The organism is Paenibacillus radicibacter, assembly GCF_024721995.1.
GTDB classification, from domain to species: domain Bacteria; phylum Bacillota; class Bacilli; order Paenibacillales; family NBRC-103111; genus Paenibacillus_AM; species Paenibacillus_AM radicibacter.
The window spans coordinates 264,643-284,607 of record NZ_JANQBC010000005.1 but is presented as its reverse complement, the minus strand read 5'-3'; the positions used below and the strand labels follow the sequence as shown (position 1 = coordinate 284,607).

The window sequence follows — 19,965 nt, the reverse complement described above, 5'->3', positions numbered from 1 at the left end:
AGGATATCATCTTATTTAGAAGAATTATTATCTGAATATTATTAAAAATTAGATGCGGAGGTTTTCACAGCATGCTTCAGCGTTCCTTTCGTTCCTTGTGGATGGGGCAGACTTTATCTAATACCGCAGATATCCTATATGTTATTGCCCTAGTCACGATGATGTATAGCATTAGTGGTTCGGCCACATTCACTGCTCTTATCCCCTTGTGTCGTGTGTTAAGTCAGAGTGTTGGCGGTTTTCTTGCCCCACTCATACTTGCCAAATACAGACTAACAGCCGTGATGCGCCTATCTCAAACCATACAGCTTGTCCTATTCACTGTTCTAGCCTTATTCGCTTGGCAATTCTTGAGTCCTAGCACACTTTGGGTGGTGCTACTCATTATCGCCATCATCTCGTTCTTCGATGGGTGGACAGCACCTGCTCAGAATGCACTTGTACCACGACTTGTCGAGAATGAGAAGTTGCTGAAGGCGAACGCCTTCCTCTCTACGGTAAATCAGATTGTTCAATTCGGCGGATGGGGAATAGGTGGAGTCGTGGTTGCCTTCCTCTCATCACCACCCACTCTTGCTCTCGTTACGGCTTTATACGCAATTGCCCTTATCTTCACATTACAAATCAAGGATTTGACGGATACAAGTTCTAATCCAGCTTCAAGTAATCAACAAACAAGCAGCACGTCCTCTACTAAACCAAGCCGCATGGATTCAATCCGTGAAGGCTGGGCAGCCTTGTGGAACAACCGCAGACTGCGGACGATTTTTGTAATGGATATCATCGATGGTTTATGTGGAGCGATCTGGATCGGAGCCTTTACACTCGTATTCGTACAAGAAGTCCTGCATCAAAACGATGCATGGTGGGGATTCATTAACGCTTCTTATTTTGTAGGTACGATTCTTGGTGGTTTTATTGTCATGGCCCTTGTGAAAAAGCTCGATGGTAAGCTGCCCATTTTCATGATTATCGGAACGATCGGCTATGGCGTGATGACAATGATATTTGCAATGACCACAAATTTAATATTGATCTTGCTTATTGTCATTGCGATGGGTCCGATGGTTCAACTTCGAACTTCAAGTCGAACGACGCTCATCCAGCGCAGTGTATCTGTGGATCTGCTTCCGAAGGTACTATCAGCTGAAACAACTTTGATTTACGCCTTATTCGGTGTTTCTGTATTGTTATGCGGTATTCTTATTGATTTATGGGGCAGTGCGGTCATGTATATCGTTGCAGGTGGGATTAGTGTTCTAGCTGGACTCATTGGGATCGTGCTGCGGAAAAGTCTACAGAACGAGGAGCTTCCTACTCACAGCCCAACAGCTCATACCCAGCAGTTTTAAATAACACTTGCGTTTATCTCTCTATGATTTGGAAATAACTTGAATAAAGTAGAATCCAAGTTGGAGGATTGAACGTGCGTAATCCAAATGCCCGTGAAGGGCAACTTAAGCAACAACTCACAACCTCATTATCGGAAAATGTTACTTTCCTGCGTGAAGCCCTCGGTGTTGGCAAAAGTTTCGATGTCATTCATCGCGAGCTAAATTATGGAGGGGTCCGATGCGGTTTATTCTTCGTCGATGGATTTGCCAAAGACGATGTTATGAATGTCATTATGACTCGTTTATCTTATCTGCAAAAAGATGAGTTTACGAACGATTCCCTCACCAAGCTACTCCATACCTATATCGGGTACTTGGAAGTGGATAAAGTAAAAGAGATGGATACGATTATCTCCAGCGTCTTGTCAGGTCCTCTTGTCCTTCTTGTTGAAAGCGCTGATGAAGCGCTCGTCATCGATGCAAGAACATACCCTGCCCGCTCACCTGACGAACCTGATCTGGAGCGTGTTGTTCGTGGGGCACGTGATGGTTTTACAGAAACGATGGTATTTAATACTGCCCTAACAAGGCGCAGACTTCGTGATCCTTCACTTCGAATGGAATACACACAGGTCGGTAGACGTTCGAAGACAGATGTCGTTATTTCGTATTTGGAAGATATCGCAGACCCACAATTGGTCGAGACGATTCGCAGTAAGCTTAGCGAAATCAAGGTAGACGGACTGCCAATGGCAGATAAGACAATTGAAGAATTCGTATTCGGAAACAACTGGAATCCGTTCCCCCTTGTTCGATACACAGAACGGCCTGATGTCGCAGCCATCCATCTTCTTGAAGGACATGTGCTTATCTATACGGACACATCGCCGAGTGTCATGATAACACCGACTACGATGTTCCACCATGTGCAGCATGCAGAAGAATATCGGCAAAAGCCAGTGATCGGTGCTTACTTGCGCTGGGTACGATTCGCAGCGATGCTCGCATCCATTTTCCTGCTTCCTTTATGGTTGCTGTTCGCACTAGATCCACACTTACTCCCTGAAGCATGGCAATTCTTGCTGCCAGAGACGCCCCAGCTAATGCCGATCATTCTCCAGATTATTCTCATTGAGATCGGGATCGACGCCTTACGCATGGCAGCCGTGCATACCCCAAGTTCGCTCGCCACTGCACTAGGGCTTGTCGCTGCACTTATGATTGGGCAAGTCGCTGTTGAAGTCGGGATACTGACGCATGAAGTTATCCTATTCTTCTCGATCTCCGTGGTCGGCACATTCGCAACACCAAGCTATGAATTTGGACTTGCCACCAGGCTCGTTCGAATTTCCCTGATCATTCTTGTGGCTTGTCTCCACCTTACAGGGCTAATCATAGGCTGTGTACTTTGGTTCCTATTGCTTTTATTTACGAAATCGTTAAACACCCATTACCTCTGGCCGCTCATTCCATTCAATGGCAAAGCATTGCTAGATATTCTAGTGCGTAAACCTGTTCCTGCTAAATTAAAGCGTCCTTCCTTCTTACATCCACAAGATGATACGATGAAATAACTCGCTTGATCAAGCCAATAAGCCCTGTACCAATTTAATTAACGGTACAGGGCTCTTACTTTTGCAGTACAGTTGTCTTATACTTACCTTAGTTTCATCTATACGACTAAATATTTGATTGATGAGAGGTAGGAGAAATGAACATGAAGCGCATTTCTATCGTACAACCTGGAGCATTCGGTGTTGCGGCTGCTGCAGATAGCCGCAGGCTAGAGTTCGACATTGGCAATGAAGTATTATTAACGAAGCATGTTCCCGTTGACTTTGTCTTTATTGGTGATTCAATTACACAATTATGGGATCTACACACCTACTTCGGTGCTTCTAGTAAAGTTCATATTAACCGCGGTATCAGTGGGGATGTAAGTGGGCATGTCTTGCGTCGTTTCCAAGCTGATGTCATCCAACTTAATCCCAAATACGTCGTGCTTAAGATTGGAATAAACAACATGCACGCGCTCGATGCTTGGAGTGAATCTGGTCGCAAGCTGCCAGATGCGATCCATCACGAAGTTGAACATGATGTACGTGAAATGCTGGTACTTGCAAGCAAACATCAGATTAAGCCGATTCTATGCTCCATTCTTCCTGTTAACATGGACTACTTCGCATCACTTTCAGTTAAGAATGAACTTATTCGCAACCTGAATATCTCGCTGCGCAAACTGGCTGAACAAGAAGGGGCGATTTTCGTCGATTACCACTCCCATTTAACGACGGAAGATGGAACCAAATTACGGGATGGCCTAGCTGATGATGGTCTTCATCCTCATATCGTCGGATATGACATTATGGCAACCGTGTTGCGCGATACATTACAACAGCACGGAATTGAAATCTAAAGGAATACCACATTAAATAACAGCACTCATTCTCCACAGCGTTATCCACAAATAAAATTTAAAGCTAACCTTAGAATAATCTAGGGTTAGCTTTCTTTCTAACATAATTATCCACACTATCCACAGAAACACCTGAAAAAGTTGTCCTAGAGTTATCCGATTTTACTAGTATTCAAAAAATAAGAACTAGCGGGATTTTTCAAACTTATCAACATTATCCACAGGGGGTGTGCATAATTTCATGCACACCCCCTGTGAATAGTTAAATATCTAGATTTTGAACTTTCCAATGATCGATTGCAATTCATCGGAAAGCTTCGCTAACACTGTTGCTGAAGAAGCAATTTCCTGCATGGATGCAAGTTGTTCTTCGGAAGTCGATGCAACAGCTTGTGAATTAGCTGAAGAAGCACGTGCAATTGTAGAGTAATGAAGCAATGACTCGGCAACTTGCTTGGCTCCCGCTGTAATCTGTTCTGACGCATGAAACACTTCTTCAATTTGGTTGTTATTCCGCTCGTTAAACCGTACAATCTCGTGGAACATTTCTCCCGTCTGATTCACCATCGTCGTTGCCGCAGCTACTTCTTTGGTCCCTACCTCCATCACTTCTACCACACGACGAATATCCGATTGGATCGCCTCAACTAAATCAGCAATGTTCGTTGCAGCGGCTTTTGTATTCTCAGACAGCTTTCGTACCTCAGCAGCGACAACTGCAAAGCCCTTACCTTGTGCACCTGCACGCATCGCTTCAATACTCGCATTTAACGATAAAATATTTGTTTCTTTACTGATGTTTGCGATGACACTCGTCATCACACTAATTTCATTGGAACGCTTACCTAGCAACTCAACTACATTTGATGTCGTCTGTACCGAGCTGTTCACTGACTTCATCTGATCCACAACCGATTGCAGCATGGCATTCCCGCTCTTCGCTTGTTGCACGGCTTGTTCCGACGACTGAATCGCCACTTCTGCGGATTCTGTAATGTGGTGGATACTGCTCATCATCTCCTCCATACTGCGAGATGTCTCAACGGAACTCTGCATTTGTTCATCGGAGCCTGCGGCAACTTCTTGCATCGCTTGTGTCACACTTTGCGTTGCAGCTGCAGTCTCATTCGTATTCGCTGTTAATTGCTCCGCAGTCGATGCAACAATGAGCGTGTGCCCTGCTACTTGATTGAGCAACCCTTTAACATTATCAATCATCTGGTTGAAGTTGCGCGCCATCTCACCAAATTCATCTTTGCTCTTGGCTGACACCTGCTGCGTAAAGTCACCCGTAGACATTAGCTTCGACAGCTTGTTCATTCGATCAATATTACGAATAATGTAGAGCGTGTAGAGATAGATCGCTGCTATCGCGACAACCATACCCACCCCACCAATGATGATAAGGCGCTGCAGTAATATTTTTAAAGGTGCATACAGTTCGCTTTCCGAAATGACAAGACCTACGTACCAGCCCATCTTCGGCACTTTCTGGAACTGAATTTGGTACGTTTCTTGCCCATCCGTATATTTGACCTGACCTTCTTCTCTCTCCATCATGTATTCACCAGCGCGAGCTAGGGAGGTATTAGATTCTTTGGTAATATTCAGCTTCATATGTTTTTCTTTATCTGGTGCAGCTAAATACTGCCCTTTACTGTCGAGTAGGAATGCCCAACCTGTTGTCCCGACTTTAATATTGCGAACGGAATTTTGAATATTCGATAAATTAAATTCGTTTTTAATGACACCTTGAAAACTCGACTTGATATCGTAAAATGGAACCGAAGTCGTCATCTTCACGGCTTGCTCTTTTTCATCATAAAAAGGACCCGCAACGAAGCTCGCGTACAAGGATTTCTTACCTTCGATATACCACTCTTGCTCGGTATAGTTTTTTAAGCTTGGATCGCTATTTTCCATATGTACGAATTTCTTGTTCTGTTTTACGACGTTCGTCGCAAAGTATTGTGTCTTCTCTTGGTACTGATAAGGTTCAAAGTACACGCCAAACCCGAGCGTCTCCGGATTGATCTTCATCACATTCTCGGTCATCACGCGAAAAGCATCTACGTTCATCTGCTTCGCATTCTGCTCAACCGTACGCGCAAACACTTCAGTATTCTTCGTATGCACATTTAGCTCACTTGCAATTTGGGTGTTGGATCTCTCTAGCTGCTGGACAATATTACGCTCAATTTCAAGTTCGAGTTTTTGTTTGGAAAAGGAATACGAAAAGACAAGCACGACAGCTAGTGTCGCCATAAAAATCGGTAGAATCGTTGCATATGTCCGCACCCTGATGCCTCGAAAACGTAAGAAAGCAGCTATTTTTCGCATAAATGAATCCTCATCCATCCCTGTTATTTTGAATGCGCTTACAATAATGTGTAAGCACTACTACCATTATATGACAAGCTATTACTTTTATCTACAAAAAGCAGCCCGAAACATAACATTTCGCGCTGCTCTCGTTTTATTTTGTTAATAAGTGTGTGTTCAATAAGTTAGGACACTACAGAGAAAAAAACACTTCCGGTCGCTGTTGAAATCGTGAGTCTCAAAGGCGAAAACTCCGTTCCTCTAGTTGCTTTTTTCTCTTACGTTAACTTATTGAACACACTCGATATTTAAACTACCAAGTCTCAAGCTTCAATCCTGGCTCCGCCGTAAAATCAAGCGGTGTGAACTCTTGCTTCTCCCATTTCAAGAAGCCAGCAGCCCCGATCATCGCCGCGTTATCCGTACATAGCTTAAATGGCGGTATCAGAAGTGGAACTTCAATCTCGGCAAAACGTTCCGTTAAGCGCTCGCGCAATCCACGGTTAGCAGCAACTCCACCCGCTAACAGTAGTTGACGTGCTCCATACTCTTTAGCCGCACGCACTGCCTTCTCTACTAACACCTCAACAACGGAGTTCTGGAACCCTCTTGCGATATGTGATCCAGGAACGGTCTGTCCTTTCATCTGCAGCTGGTTGATCGTGTTTAGTACAGCAGACTTGAGTCCGGAGAAGGAGAAATCATACGAATCTGCTTCAAGCCATGCACGTGGCATCACAATTTCACCATCTGCCTCTTGTGCAAGACGATCAATGTGTGGACCACCCGGATAAGGCAGTTGAAGGGCACGCGCCACTTTATCATAAGCTTCTCCTGCTGCATCATCACGCGTCTGTCCAATGATGTGGAACTCCCCGGGAGCTGGAATATGCACAAGTTCGGTATGACCACCTGATACGACAAGGGCTACAGCAGGATATTCAATATCATGCACCAATTCGTTCGCATAAATATGACCTGCAATATGATGCACACCAATTAGAGGAATGTCTAATGCGCAAGCAAGTGATTTTGCTGCGATTACACCAATTAATAGTGCACCAACAAGACCTGGACCTTGCGTCACTGCAATCGCAGATAGTTCATCTGGACGCACACCTGCTTCATCTAGCGCCTCTTGCATAACTACCGTCATGACTTCAACATGCTTACGCGAAGCAATCTCAGGCACAACCCCCCCGAACTGCTTGTGTGTTTCAATCTGGGAGGATACGATATTCGAGCGAATGGTCTTCCCATTTTCAATAATAGCAACTGATGTTTCGTCACAGCTTGTCTCAATTGCCATCATATAGACAGGCTGGTTCTCCGTGTTATTCATTGTTATTACTCACCGTCATTTCATCGCTTTAGGAAGATCAGCCCACATAATAAGCGCATCTTCATTATTGTCTGTATAGTAACCCGGTCTCACACCGGCGCTTGTAAATCCTAATTTGGTATATAAATTTTGCGCGATTTCATTAGAAACACGCACCTCAAGTGTCATACGAGTAGCTCCTAGTGTTGCTGCTGCTTGCTGAAGTTCAATTAATAGACGTTCACCGAGCTTTTGACCGCGATGAATGCCCTTCAGTGCAATGTTCGTCACGTGTGCTTCATCTACGATCATCCACATGCCGGCATAACCACCGACTTCGCCATTAATCTCCATAATCATGTAATGGGCGAAATGGTTGTTCGTCAGTTCGTTATAGAAAGCATCCTTGGACCAAGGCAGTGTGAAAGCTTCTTTTTCAATATCAAGTACATAAGGGATATCTTGAAGCGACATGGAGCGAAATTCGAGCTGATCCCCAATTGGAGCAGATTGTGATAATGATTCCACTGCTACTTCCTCCTTAGCCTTGTTCTTTTTGCAATTTACGAAGGTTATTCTCCGCTTCTGTCATTTGCGTGTAGTTCGGCACTAAGTTATGAACATTGTCTGATGGTTCACCAGCTTGCCAACATCTATTCGCCAGTTCTGCAAGATCACGACCGCGCATCTGATGCGACCAAGTCGCAAATTTTCCGCTATATGCTCGGGAAACAGTGGCAATTTCCTCTTCAAACCCTTCATATTCACCTACAAAAATAATCTCTTGTGGCTGTACGCAATTCGGTTCATTTAACATTGCTAAGAGCTGCTCGCACCATGTGCTCATCAGGCGGATTTTATCCGGAACAAGTGCTGACCACTCGCCATTGTTACCTGCTGCAAACAATGAAGTATAGGCTTGACCTCGTCTTGCGTTAACAAGAGGAATGACCCATTTTATTGTAGACGAATGTCCTGCATTCACTTTTTGAGTATCAGCTGGCTCACATCCATCTATCGAACACGCACCATATGCACCAAAGTCAGAACCTAGCGATACAAAGTTAAGACTCACAAGACCCGACGGCTGTGCGTTATTACCAGAATCATTATTACCCGATTCCTCATACGTCTTGTAGCCGCCAAATGCGAGCACTTCTAATGAAGAAATTCCGAATACCGGAATTTGCTGTGCCCATGCGAATGTCTTCGCTGCGGTAATACCAATCCGAACCCCTGTATAAGAGCCAGGTCCGACGCCAATACCAATCGCAGACAAGTCTTTGATCTTCATATTTTGCTTCTCCAGCATCGACTGAACGAGCGGCAGCAAGTGTCTGGAATGATCACGAGCTGCAAGTGCAGCTTGTTCCGCCATCATCACCCCACCTCGATATAGAGCAATGGCAATCGTCGCCGTTGATGTATCCATAGCAAGCAGATAACCATCTTGCTGTATTTGTTGTTGATTGTTATTGTCCATTATGCGTTAACCACCCGTTCTCCTGTGCATCACTGCACCACTGTGTATAAGGCTTTCCATGCGGAATAATCGTAAACTTGCGATCCGACTCTCCGATCCGTTCAATCTTCATTTCTAGTCGCTGTGGCGGCAGTATGTCTTCAATTAAGCTCGACCATTCAACCAAAGTCACGCCATCACCGTAGAAATACTCATCAAGTCCCAGCTCATCGGCTTCTTCGATTGAAATGCGGTACACATCCATATGATAAAAAGGAAGCTTACTTCCCATATACTCTTTAATAATCGTAAATGTTGGCGAATTGACTACGCCTTGCACACCGATTGCCCGCGCAAATCCTTGGGAAAATCGAGTCTTACCCGCGCCTAAATCACCATCGAGCGTCATAACCGTACCCGGTACTGTTAGCTTAGCTAACTGCTGTGCAAGCCGCTCCGTATCCTGCTCATTTTGAGCGATAAAAGTAAACACAGACACGATCTATTCCATCCTTCCTAGCTTAAGGCATCACGAATCGCTTCGATTTGTCCTTATTATAGCCCTCATGGCTTCGATGTAGCAACTTCTAAGAGCTAAATATCAGATGTCTCCGGGATAAATAAAACCTCCCGCAATCACTGCAGGAGGTTACTTACATCTTTTTTTAAAACCATTACTGTTCGACATGTATTCCCTGCTCGATTCTTCTTCGAGACTTATTCCCATAGGTTAACTTTCTCCTTATTTCTTATAGAACACTGCCTTGAGGGCGAATCGCGGTAAAATCAATTGTCTGCGCCATCTTGATGGTTGTTTGAGCAATCTGTACAGCCACTCCATATGTAACTTCTGCCACATCTTCGGTGCACGTTTCACTTTCCCCGCTACAACATCGAGGCTTCCGCCTACACCAATTGCTACTCTAGCATTTAGCTCATGCTTGTACTTATAAATCCAGCGTTCTGCACGAGGTGCACCGAGTGCAACGATTAAGAAGTCAGGTGCCAGAGACCCAATTTCATCTACAATTGCCTGATCTTCTTCCGGTTTAAAATAGCCATGATGTCTGCCGACGATTGTAACATTCGGGTACTTCTGAGTAATCACTTCTACCGCTTTCTTACTTGTTTCCTCATCTGCACCTAGTAAATAAAACGTCCACTTTTGCATGGAATCCGCATTTCCTTCTAATAACTTAAACAAGAGATCACAACCCGTCACCCGCTCCGGTAAGCTCCCGCCTCTTACTTTGGAAACCATCACAATCCCAATTCCGTCGGCTGTTACAAGTCCTGCTTCTTCTACAATCGTGCGTAACTCTTTATCATGCTGACAGGCCATTACGATCTCAGGATTGCCTGTTACAACATGACACAGCTCAGATCGATTCTGCCCTACAACTTCACTAATTTCCTGTATGGTTTCGTCCAGTGTTCGCTTCGGGAATGTGATCCCCATAATTTGTGTTGCTTGAGTCATAGTTATTTTCCGCCTTCATATGAAATAAAAATAACTCCGATGAACCTTCATCAGAGTCTTTTGCAAGTGTAACTAGATTATATCAGAAATAATACGTGCCACAATATTACGCCTTGAATTATTTTCCATTTTAAAATATCATTCCCTGTTCCTCTTACCTTTGCTGTGAATTCAATATGGTGTCAATCTCCATCATCGAATCCGTCGTGGTATCGTCTATTTTACCATTGTCTTTAGACACGGTTCCCCCACCAAGCCCTTCGCTGACCATCCGATCGATTTCCATACAATATTTGTCCCGACCTTCATAAAGGGAATCGGCTTCTTTCGCGACTTCATGCTCTTTGCTACTCACCCTTGGTTCCACCTTCCTCTCTTGCCTGTAATCGGTTTGTTTATAAACGTTCCCCAATCCCTTCACGTTCATACAACAACTCACACAGACACATACTACTTACGGTAAGAATGGATTCGTTGTGTACTTGCAAAAAGAAAGGAGCGCTGCTCATGCATACGATGTGGAAAGGGGCTATTTCCTTCGGGCTTGTCCATGTACCAGTCCGAATGTTCTCCGCAACAGAAGACAAAGACATCTCCATGCGTTACTTACACAAAGCATGCAATACACCGCTTACGTATGTTCGCAAATGCCCAACCTGTGAGAAGGAAGTCGGGTGGGCTGAGATTACGAAGGGCTATGAGTATGAACCTGGACAATTCGTTCTTTTTGACAAAGAGGAACTTGCCAATCTTGCCGGTGAAGCATCCAAGGAAATCAAGATCTTGGACTTCGTCCAATTAACAGACATCGACCCGATTTATTTTCAAAAAACATATTACTTATCTCCTGCCGAAACGGGTGCGAACGCTTATAACTTACTACTTGAGTCGATGAAACAGACGGGTAAGATTGGCATTGCCAAAATTTCGATCCGCTCCAAAGGTTCGCTTGCTGCGCTTCGTGTCATCGATAACTGTATTGCAATGGAGACGATCTTCTTCCCTGATGAAATTCGTCCAATCTCACAAGTGCCTAACTTACCCGAGCAGATTGCAGTCAATGACAAAGAATTGACGATGGCGAAGATGCTGATTGAACAGCTGACAACCCCTTTTGAGCCTGAAAAATATACCGATGACTACCGCGCTGCAATGATTGATGCAATTGAACGCAAAGTCGCCGGTCAAGAAATTCGAACCGCACCAACTGCACCACAGACGAATGTCGTCGATCTCATGTCTGCGCTGCAAGCGAGTATTGCGGCAATGAATCCATCAGCACCACCTGCCATGATTCCAACGGATACTGCCGGTGCCAAAGCACCGTTATCTGAGAAGACAACGACTCGCAAGCGTAAGCCAGCCGCTAAGTCCAAGACTACAACGAAGAAAAAAGAAACGGTATCCTAAATTTATGAAATTGCCTACAAAACCAATGTCCCCCATTCTCGTGTCTGAATTGCCTCAGACAGATGAATGGGGGTTTCAACTCAAATGGGATGGCGTGCGAATTTTAGCGCAAATCGAACATGGACAAGCCCAATTATTTTCCAAGCGGCTCTTGCTTAAAAATGCTGTCTTTCCTGAAATCACATCCATGCTTGCGAAGCTGCAAGGGTCCATGCTCTTAGATGGCGAGTTAGTCGTATATGATAACGAGCTCAAGCGACCTATTTTTCAAAAAATATTACAGCGAGAGCGGCAAAAAGGTATGATTCGGAAGCCATCAGATGCGAGATACCAACTCATTTATGTTCCGTTCGATTTGTTGTATTGGGGCAAGGAAGACTTACGGGTACTTCCCTTTCTAATGAGGCATGAGCGCCTGAAGCAATTGTTCCCAGCACCTACGAATCAACTGCTGACGACAGATCTGTTCCTTGATGGCACTGCCTTGTGGAATTGGGTCGAGCAATATAGCTGGGAAGGGATTGTCGCCAAACGCTTAACTTCAACTTACCACGAAGGCAAGCACCATCATGATTGGCTGAAGAAGAAGAAAATCATGCATCTTGATGTGCAAATTGTCGGGTATACCTTGCGAAACAAACAACTGGCTTCACTCATTATGGAGTATCAGGGGATGTATTGTGGACGAGTATCACTTGGGCTGAATGTGAATATGAAGCGTGAACTTATCGCCCTTCTTGCGAAGCGTTTTGTGGCGACAGGTCCTTGGATGCTTCATCAATTACCACGCGAATTAACGAAAGAAGAATTGGTGTGGCTAGCACCTCCGTTTACTTGTACCGTCTCCGGTATGGAATGGACAGAAGGTGGACTGCTACGTCATCCGAAAATTGTTTCCTTACAAATTCCTACATAAACAATAAATTCACATACGAGGAGGGCATACATATGGCTAACCAAACAGGCACATTCGAAGTAGCTGGGCATACACTCACACTTTCCAATCCCAATAAGATGCTATGGTCAGAAGTTGGCATTACGAAGCTCATCTATATGCAGAAGCTGCTCGAAATAGCGCCTTACTTGTTAACTTACTGCCGTAATCGGTACTTAACGACAATTCGGTACCCACACGGCATTACAGATAAAAGCTTTTACCAGAAGAACGCTCCCGAACCACTGCCTGATTTCGTGAAAACATCTGTCCTCCATGATATTCAATATGTAAATCTTGACTCCATTCCCACACTGCTCTGGCTGGGTAATTTAGCATGTCTAGAATTTCACCCATCCTTCCAACATATCGGAAGTAGCGCGCCAGCGGAATGGGTGATCGATCTCGATCCTTCACAAGAAGAAGAGCCCCGCATTATGCAAGCTGCTGCTCTTATCGGTCAAATCCTGCAATCCCTAAACATTCAATCCATTCCTAAGACATCCGGTGCAACCGGCGTTCAAATCTATATTCCAATTAAAGATGGGTACTCATTTGAGCAGCTTCGCTCCATTGGGCATTTTATAGGCAAGTTTGCAAGCGAGCAACATCCTGACCTATTTACCATTGAACGCTTCAAGAAGAATCGCGGCAATCGTATCTATGTCGATTACTTGCAGCATTGGCTTGGTAAGACACTCTCAGCACCCTACACCCCTCGAGCTAAAAAATACGCAACTGTATCCACTCCACTTACATGGGAAGAAGTGAATCAAGGCTCCGAAATTCGAGATTTCAATCTGCTCACAATCGGCGAACGATTACTTACCCATGGCGATCTAATTGCGAAAGTAGCCCCTCAGAATTTAGAGGCAGTACTCAAACATTTACAATAAGGGTGATATCGTCCGCGCCACATTCTCTTTGAACTTCTCCCATTTGGAACGCTGCTTGAATACATCCAGTGACAACTCATAGCTATCCGCCATGTCTTGTACAAAATCTGTTTCTAATCGAACAATGGTTGCATAGTCATACATGACAGCATTAAGCTCAAAGTTGCTGAATAAGCTCCGCATGTCCAAATTCGCTGTACCTACCATCCCAATCACATCATCGATAATCATAACTTTGGCATGCATGAATCCTTTTTGATACTGATAGACCCGAATACCAGCTTCTAGCATATCCTCGATATAAGATAGTGATGCGAGCTGTACAAGCTTACTATCTGACACATCTGGAATCATGATCTTCACATCAATTCCCGCCTGTGCTGCTGTTTTAAGTGCCATACTTAGTCCCTGATCAGGTATAAAATAAGGGGTTTGAATGTAGATCCGCTTCTTCGCGGCAAATATGCCTCCATAATAGGATTGGTACACCGCTTTACCTGTGCGATCTGGTCCCGATGCAATCATCTGTACAACAGCCCCTGATTCCTCTCTTACTCGCCCCATATATGCGGTATCATCCAGTTTCTGACCACACGTAAACAACCAATCATCTAGAAAAGTAGACTGGAGATACGCCACACTTCCCCCTTCAACCATCAAATGCGTATCCCGCCAAAAACCTAGTTTCCGATCGCTTCCCAAATATTCATCTCCGATGTTAATTCCGCCTGTAAAGCCAATCTCACCATCGATCACAACTGTCTTGCGATGATTCCTATAATTAAGACGTTTATCGAAGAACGATACGAACACAGGTAAGAATGCATACACCTCAATACTGTTATCTTGCAGCTGCTTTCTATAGGAAGACGATAATGCATACGAGCCCAGACCATCATAAAGAACACGGACCTGAACACCTTCTCTTGCTTTATGAATAAGTGCTTGTAAAAAGCGCTGTCCCGATTGATCATCCTTAATAATATAAAATTGAAAATGAATATGATGCTTAGCGTTCGCAATAGTCGCTAACAGTGCTTCATAAGCTTCCTTGGCATTAGTCAGAACTCGAACTTTATTATTGCTTGTCGCCACGACACCTGGCATATGCGCCGCATAATGCAAATAAGTAGGATAACCTTGCAGGGAACCTTTGAGCACTTCGTAGGCCTCTTCAGAGGGCTGATTTTGCATACCTAATTCCATCGCACGAATTTTTCGTGAGATCCGCTTAATCTTTTTGCGATGATGATAGTCTTTCGCTAAGAAATAATACATAAAGGCACCAAATGGAGGGAAAACAAACAGGATCACCATCCAAGCTACGACCTTAGACGGATGCCGATATTGTCCAATTAATATAAACGCAATCTGTATAATAAATGAAGCAAGTGAAATGACTAACCACAGCACACTATACACCTCCAAAGCTTAGGTTATATAGCTTGTGCTAGTTGCCCGAATGCTATGAAATATGCTACAACAAAAAGATATACAAAATGATCGACCATACGAATGGATTGGAGATTATAAATATGACGGACTACAATAAACAAATCATTCTATTTGATTTAGACGATACGCTTGTCCATTGCAACCGCTACTTTAACGTGGTCTTGGACCAGTTTGCGGACGAGATGTTAAGTTATTTTAATGGACAGGGCTTAACTGCAGAAGAAATCTTAGAACGTCAGATTGAAATTGACCTAGCGGGCACAGCCAAACACGGGTTTTTACCTGAAAAATTCCCAGATTCATTAGTGGAGACGTATCAGCATTACTGTGAACAATTTGGTCGCCCTGAAGTAAAGGATGAAATTGATTTCTTAAACAAATTAGGCTTCAGTGCATACTCATTCCCGATTGAACCTTACCCAGACATGATTGAAACCTTGCAGACACTGCAAGAAGCCGGCCACACCCTTTGTTTGTACACCGGCGGTGACGTGTCTATTCAAATGCGTAAAGTTGATGATACGGGCATTGGCAAATTTTTTGAAGATCGAATATTCATTACCTTACACAAAAATACAGAATTCCTTCGCTACATTATTGAAACACAAGAATTTGACCGCTCACGCACATGGATGATCGGCAACTCCGTACGAACAGACATTATGCCTGCACTGGATAACGGTATTCATGCCATCCAGATGATCCCAGAAATTGAGTGGGCTTATAATCTGGTGGAAAATACAAGCACGCCAAAAGGCGCCTTTTACATCGTCAACGATCTAAAAGAAGTACCTGTTAAAATTAACGAATACTTAAGCAGCTAACGGATCGGATTCGGATTAATATTGAGCATCTTCGTGATCTGATTGTATTCGAGAACGTAACGCTGCCCATGGACAAGCCCGAAACGCCTCGCCCATTCCCCGCTCATGATAAACACTTCATCATCATCAAGAGCTGGGGAAATCCCGATCTTTAGCCGCGGACTCACCATCCCCTTCTGACTTTGCAAGACGACGTTGCCACCTTCAGGTAAGCCTAGCTCTCCAGCTACGCTGTATCCGAATATGATGGGCTTCATCTTACTTTTTGTTTTCAAAAGACGTTCTCGAAACGTGAAGACTCCTCGACTTGAAGGAGTTCTTTTTATTTTGATCAATCGCTGAATTTCATCGTATTCCAGTGCATATCGATAGCCTGATTTTAGCTTAAGCTGCTTGGCAATAATCGGGGAAATACCTAATGAATGATAAAAATATTCACCTGTTGCGCGTTCTACTTCAATCTGCAAAGTCCGCTTTAAATTACCATGTTGCAGCGTAATGCTGCTCCGATCTGGGAGCGCAACTAGCGGTCCTGTTGCGGGATTCCCCAACGTCAATGACATTGTATCTTCTGTCCACTGCGGGAAAACAAAAAGATCTACCGCACCTTTAATCAATTTACATCAACTCCGTCTTTTTGTGCTCGATTGGGATTCCTCCTGTCACTTCATAGAATATGAGATCAGTGCTTGCATTGATTGTGCTTTAGGGGGATATAAGAGAAAATTCAGTAAATCCATGCTATGATAGATCACGTTGTAAATTTATTTGAGAGAAGGCGAGCCCCCTGGCTAAACTATATTTCAGATACGGAACGATGAATAGCGGCAAGTCCATTGAGGTACTTAGAACCGCTCATAACTATGAAGAACAAGGTAAGAAAGTATTATTATTCACCCCTTCTGTCGATGATCGTAGTGGGGTAGGAACCGTTGCTTCACGTATTGGAATGGAAAAACAAGCGATCGTCGTTGATGATCAAGTTGATATACTAGCGATTGCACAAGAGGAGCAACCGAACTGCATCATCGTCGATGAAGCTCAGTTTTTAAATAAAAACCAAGTAGACCAGTTCATCAACATCGTTGATGAATTAAATATCCCTGTCATTGCGTACGGATTACGTGCCGATTTCTTAGGGGAACTATTCGAAGGCAGTTCCAGACTTCTTGCAGTTGCGGATAAAATCGAGGAGATTAAGACCGTTTGCTGGTACTGTGACAGCAAAGCGACAATGAACATGCGTACAGAAGGCGGCAAGCCTATTTTCCATGGTAATCAAATACAGATCGGTGGCAATGAAGCGTACTTACCTGTCTGCCGGAAGTGTTATACTTCCAAACGCAAAGAACAAATATCCAATCCTTAAGATGAATGAGATCGTCCGAAGGAAGCGAGAACGATGTCATGGAAACTCGACCTATGGAATACACTGTGAATCAAGGGTTGTTTTTCTGGAGGGAAAGGAGCTTACATGAAGTTCATTCTGGGTAAAAAAGAGTTTACCCTGATGTTCATCCCAAGCGCCAACCGCCGTGTCGTCAAGTTTAAATTGCCTCATAGTGTACTCATTATTGTACCAACGGTTATCGTTCTCGTTCTGCTCGGATTTTTCATCACGGTGTACATAATGGACCAGACATTCACATCCACCAAAGAAAACCTCAACGAATCCCATCTACAAGAAGCTCGTGAGCTAAATGGTCAAATTGCGGAGAAGACAAGTGAACTAGACAAGCTGCAAGTTGATCTCATCAAGCTCTCCCAACAAACGAGCGAGTTTAAACTCAAGTTGGAAGAAATCAAGAAACTCAAACATGTTGTCTCTCTTATGGCTGACTCTTCAACACCAAATTCGACTAACTCCAGAACCCCTTCGGATTATAGCGCTACACCTTCTACCCAAGGAGATGTAGGCGGTTCAGATGAACCGTTCGACGGTGATGAACTCGTCAAGCTAACATCCGCCACCAAGAACGACCTAACCGGACTTGTAAGCGATATCAATGAGCTGCTTAGCACACTTACGGATTCCGAGCAGAAGTTAATTAAAGCTCAACATCTGCGAGATGTGACACCGACGATCTGGCCTATTGATGCACGTAGAATTACATCTAGTTTCGGGATTCGACTTGACCCCTTTACAGCACGCCCATCTATGCACACTGGTGTAGATATTGACGGCGACCTCAATGACAGTGTCTATGCAGCTGCCGAAGGCACAATTATTGACGTTGGCAGGCACCCCGAATACGGAAATTACATTCTCATTGACCACACACTTGGCATTCAGACCCAGTATATGCACTTGAATCAAGCACTTGTAAGCAAGGGTAAGAAAGTCCAGAAGGGCGATCTCATCGGACTTGTCGGCTCCACCGGACGCTCTACTGGTACTCATCTGCATTACGAGATTATTCGCAACGGCACAAAAATTAACCCCACGCCATATCTCGTTTTATCGAGAAAGGAGAAATGAGAATTGTTAAAGAAGAAAGTCCATTATTCAGGAGGAACGCCTGACACAATCATCGGCGAGCACATGATCTGTGAGGGGAAAATGATCTCAGAACTCGCTATTCGCATCGAAGGGCAAGTTCACGGGGAGATTGAGTGCACCAATGATGTGACAATTGGAGAAAAAGGGAATGTTCAAGCGAACATTCAAGCCCGCGTCGTCATCATTGCTGGTAAGGTCAAAGGTGATATTGTCGCACGAGAAAAGCTTATTATACTTAAATCTGGCGAATTAAATGGCAATGCCAACGTGCGCACCATCATCATTGAAGACGGCGGCATCTTCCACGGCATCTGCATCATGCAGACAGACGCTCCAGAATCGCAAGAATCTAATGAAGAAAGACCGCACCCTAAGCTGGTTAGTTCCAAGGGAAAAGGTGGTCAAGCATCCAGCGAGAACAAGACAGCTACTGCGAATTAAGCTCGCTTACCTACATCATTTACCTACACACACAAATAAACCTGCAGGCGATGAGCCCGCAGGTTTTTCAATTGTTTCCATATTATAATTGCTGCTTGATCAATTTGTCCGTTACTTACCCGCTTTCACTTCTTCCAATAAAGATAAATCCAAGAACTTACTTAAGTCCAGCTGATCTGCTTTAACATCTTTGATATATCCTGCATCAATGGACACCTTTGCCATTTCCTCTAATACTGGACGCGATACATCTGTCGTTAAGTTCAAATGAGCAAGAGCCGCCTTAATCAGCTTGTTATCCATCCCTTTCCCGCTGAGTTTCTTCAATTGATTGTTAATGAGCTCATAGGATTTCTCTTCATTCGTTTTAATAAACTGAATGGCATCACTATTCGCTTTCACTGCTGCTTTCGCTAAGTCACGGTGTTCGGCAAGAAACTTATCGGATGCTACTAGGATTGTTAATGGATAGTTCCCGTTATTCGGCGGAATCTTATCCCATCCAACTAACACCTTCCCTACGCCTTGCTCTTCAATCTGTGTACCCCACGGCTCTGGAATAAGCGTTGCATCGACTTCCTTCTGACGAAGTGCAACAAGTGTCTCAGCTGGTGCACGAGCAATAATCTGTACGCCAGTCTTATCCGTTGATACTTTTAGTCCCTCTTGTTTCAGTAGCAAACGAAGTGAAATTTCATTCGTACTTCCTTTTGTCGGGATTGCTACAACTTTACCAACCAAATCTTTAACCGAGTTGATACCGGATTCTTTACCTACAGCAAGAACCGCTCCACCGTTATTGGATCCAGAGATCACTTTGAAGTTCTTACTTTTCACGTATTGATTCGTTGATGGACCTGGTCCCACGAAACCGAGATCAATTGAGCCTGTCGCAAGTGCTGTTGAGAACTCTGATCCATTATCGAAAGAGGTTACATCAATCTTTACATTTTCACCGAAATATTTTTGAAAATAGCCGTTCTCAAGCGCGACATAACCCGCTGCATGCGTTACATTTTTAAAAATGCCAAGCTTAACCGTCACTGGATCTTTACTTGCTGCTGACTTTGGTGTTGCCGCTACAGGCGCTGTTGATGTCTCTTTGCCACAAGCGCTAAGCACCGCCGTAACAACGAATAAGAATGCAAGCAGTATCGATAATTTTCTCAT

At 44.1% G+C, this 19,965-nt stretch carries 20 protein-coding genes; 10 read left to right on the top strand and 10 right to left on the bottom strand.

Features of this window, described 5'->3' with window-relative positions; all coding sequences use genetic code 11:
- The first annotated feature begins 71 nt into the window (after positions 1 to 71).
- From NV379_RS13100 to NV379_RS13090, 3 genes are all read left to right on the top strand, one after another.
- Positions 72 to 1,352, top strand: coding sequence for an MFS transporter (locus tag NV379_RS13100; RefSeq protein ID WP_258207756.1), 1,281 nt, complete (start codon positions 72 to 74; stop codon positions 1,350 to 1,352).
- A 74-nt stretch (positions 1,353 to 1,426) separates the two neighbouring features.
- On the top strand, positions 1,427 to 2,908 hold the full coding sequence (locus NV379_RS13095; protein WP_258207755.1) for a spore germination protein: 1,482 nt from the start codon (positions 1,427 to 1,429) through the stop codon (positions 2,906 to 2,908).
- 143 nt (positions 2,909 to 3,051) lie between these two features.
- Positions 3,052 to 3,750: a GDSL-type esterase/lipase family protein gene (locus NV379_RS13090; protein ID WP_258207754.1), complete on the top strand. Its 699-nt coding sequence runs from the start codon at positions 3,052 to 3,054 to the stop codon at positions 3,748 to 3,750.
- 270 nt (positions 3,751 to 4,020) lie between these two features.
- On the opposite strand, the gene NV379_RS13085 is transcribed toward NV379_RS13090, so the two are convergent.
- The 7 genes from NV379_RS13085 to NV379_RS13055 form a co-directional block, all read right to left on the bottom strand.
- Entirely contained in the window at positions 4,021 to 6,090 is a 2,070-nt protein-coding gene (locus NV379_RS13085) for a methyl-accepting chemotaxis protein (protein WP_258207753.1), read from the bottom strand.
- Between the two features lie 295 nt (positions 6,091 to 6,385).
- Complete coding sequence (gene tsaD / locus NV379_RS13080; RefSeq protein ID WP_258207752.1) at positions 6,386 to 7,414, bottom strand: tRNA (adenosine(37)-N6)-threonylcarbamoyltransferase complex transferase subunit TsaD; 1,029 nt, start codon at positions 7,412 to 7,414, stop codon at positions 6,386 to 6,388.
- 15 nt (positions 7,415 to 7,429) lie between these two features.
- Positions 7,430 to 7,867 carry a ribosomal protein S18-alanine N-acetyltransferase gene (gene rimI / locus NV379_RS13075; RefSeq protein WP_258207821.1) on the bottom strand — a complete coding sequence of 146 codons (438 nt, stop codon included), beginning with the start codon at positions 7,865 to 7,867 and terminating at the stop codon, positions 7,430 to 7,432.
- Positions 7,868 to 7,934: 67 nt separating this feature from the next.
- Positions 7,935 to 8,876 (bottom strand): tRNA (adenosine(37)-N6)-threonylcarbamoyltransferase complex dimerization subunit type 1 TsaB, encoded by a 942-nt coding sequence (gene tsaB / locus NV379_RS13070; protein WP_258207751.1) that lies wholly within the window; start codon positions 8,874 to 8,876, stop codon positions 7,935 to 7,937.
- On the bottom strand, positions 8,866 to 9,354 hold the full coding sequence (gene tsaE, locus NV379_RS13065) for a tRNA (adenosine(37)-N6)-threonylcarbamoyltransferase complex ATPase subunit type 1 TsaE (RefSeq protein WP_258207750.1): 489 nt from the start codon (positions 9,352 to 9,354) through the stop codon (positions 8,866 to 8,868). The genes tsaB and tsaE overlap by 11 nt, the downstream gene beginning before the upstream one ends.
- Positions 9,355 to 9,597: 243 nt before the next feature.
- Positions 9,598 to 10,335: a WecB/TagA/CpsF family glycosyltransferase gene (locus NV379_RS13060; RefSeq protein WP_258207749.1), complete on the bottom strand. Its 738-nt coding sequence runs from the start codon at positions 10,333 to 10,335 to the stop codon at positions 9,598 to 9,600.
- A gap of 154 nt (positions 10,336 to 10,489) precedes the next feature.
- The gene (locus tag NV379_RS13055; protein ID WP_258207748.1) at positions 10,490 to 10,690 is read right to left on the bottom strand and encodes a hypothetical protein; all 201 of its coding nucleotides are present in this window, start codon (positions 10,688 to 10,690) and stop codon (positions 10,490 to 10,492) included.
- A 152-nt stretch (positions 10,691 to 10,842) separates the two neighbouring features.
- On the opposite strand from NV379_RS13055, the gene ku reads away from it, so the two are divergent.
- From ku to ligD, 3 genes are read left to right on the top strand one after another with little or no spacing between them, the layout of a single operon-like run.
- Complete coding sequence (gene ku / locus NV379_RS13050) at positions 10,843 to 11,745, top strand: non-homologous end joining protein Ku (RefSeq protein WP_258207747.1); 903 nt, start codon at positions 10,843 to 10,845, stop codon at positions 11,743 to 11,745.
- Between the two features lie 4 nt (positions 11,746 to 11,749).
- Positions 11,750 to 12,661 (top strand): ATP-dependent DNA ligase, encoded by a 912-nt coding sequence (locus NV379_RS13045; protein ID WP_258207746.1) that lies wholly within the window; start codon positions 11,750 to 11,752, stop codon positions 12,659 to 12,661.
- Between the two features lie 32 nt (positions 12,662 to 12,693).
- A complete protein-coding gene (ligD, locus tag NV379_RS13040) occupies positions 12,694 to 13,575 on the top strand; it encodes a non-homologous end-joining DNA ligase (RefSeq protein ID WP_258207745.1) in 882 nt (293 codons plus the stop codon).
- Here ligD and cls read toward each other — a convergent pair.
- Positions 13,567 to 14,988, bottom strand: coding sequence for a cardiolipin synthase (gene cls, locus NV379_RS13035; RefSeq protein ID WP_258207744.1), 1,422 nt, complete (start codon positions 14,986 to 14,988; stop codon positions 13,567 to 13,569). The genes ligD and cls overlap by 9 nt on opposite strands.
- Positions 14,989 to 15,110: 122 nt before the next feature.
- Here cls and NV379_RS13030 point away from each other — a divergent pair, with 122 nt between their 5' ends.
- A complete protein-coding gene (locus tag NV379_RS13030) occupies positions 15,111 to 15,854 on the top strand; it encodes an HAD family hydrolase (protein WP_258207743.1) in 744 nt (247 codons plus the stop codon).
- Here the strand turns inward: NV379_RS13030 and NV379_RS13025 are convergent.
- Positions 15,851 to 16,471, bottom strand: coding sequence for a hypothetical protein (locus NV379_RS13025; protein ID WP_258207742.1), 621 nt, complete (start codon positions 16,469 to 16,471; stop codon positions 15,851 to 15,853). The genes NV379_RS13030 and NV379_RS13025 overlap by 4 nt on opposite strands.
- Positions 16,472 to 16,641: 170 nt before the next feature.
- Between NV379_RS13025 and NV379_RS13020 the strand changes: the two genes are divergently transcribed.
- The 3 genes from NV379_RS13020 (at position 16,642) to NV379_RS13010 (ending at position 18,795) form a co-directional block, all read left to right on the top strand.
- Positions 16,642 to 17,223, top strand: coding sequence for a thymidine kinase (locus NV379_RS13020; RefSeq protein WP_258207820.1), 582 nt, complete (start codon positions 16,642 to 16,644; stop codon positions 17,221 to 17,223).
- Between the two features lie 105 nt (positions 17,224 to 17,328).
- Entirely contained in the window at positions 17,329 to 18,333 is a 1,005-nt protein-coding gene (locus tag NV379_RS13015) for a M23 family metallopeptidase (RefSeq protein WP_258207741.1), read from the top strand.
- Between the two features lie 3 nt (positions 18,334 to 18,336).
- Positions 18,337 to 18,795: a bactofilin family protein gene (locus NV379_RS13010; RefSeq protein WP_258207740.1), complete on the top strand. Its 459-nt coding sequence runs from the start codon at positions 18,337 to 18,339 to the stop codon at positions 18,793 to 18,795.
- A 111-nt stretch (positions 18,796 to 18,906) separates the two neighbouring features.
- On the opposite strand, the gene NV379_RS13005 is transcribed toward NV379_RS13010, so the two are convergent.
- Positions 18,907 to 19,965, bottom strand: a complete 1,059-nt coding sequence (locus tag NV379_RS13005) for an ABC transporter substrate-binding protein (protein WP_258207739.1) — start codon at positions 19,963 to 19,965, stop codon at positions 18,907 to 18,909.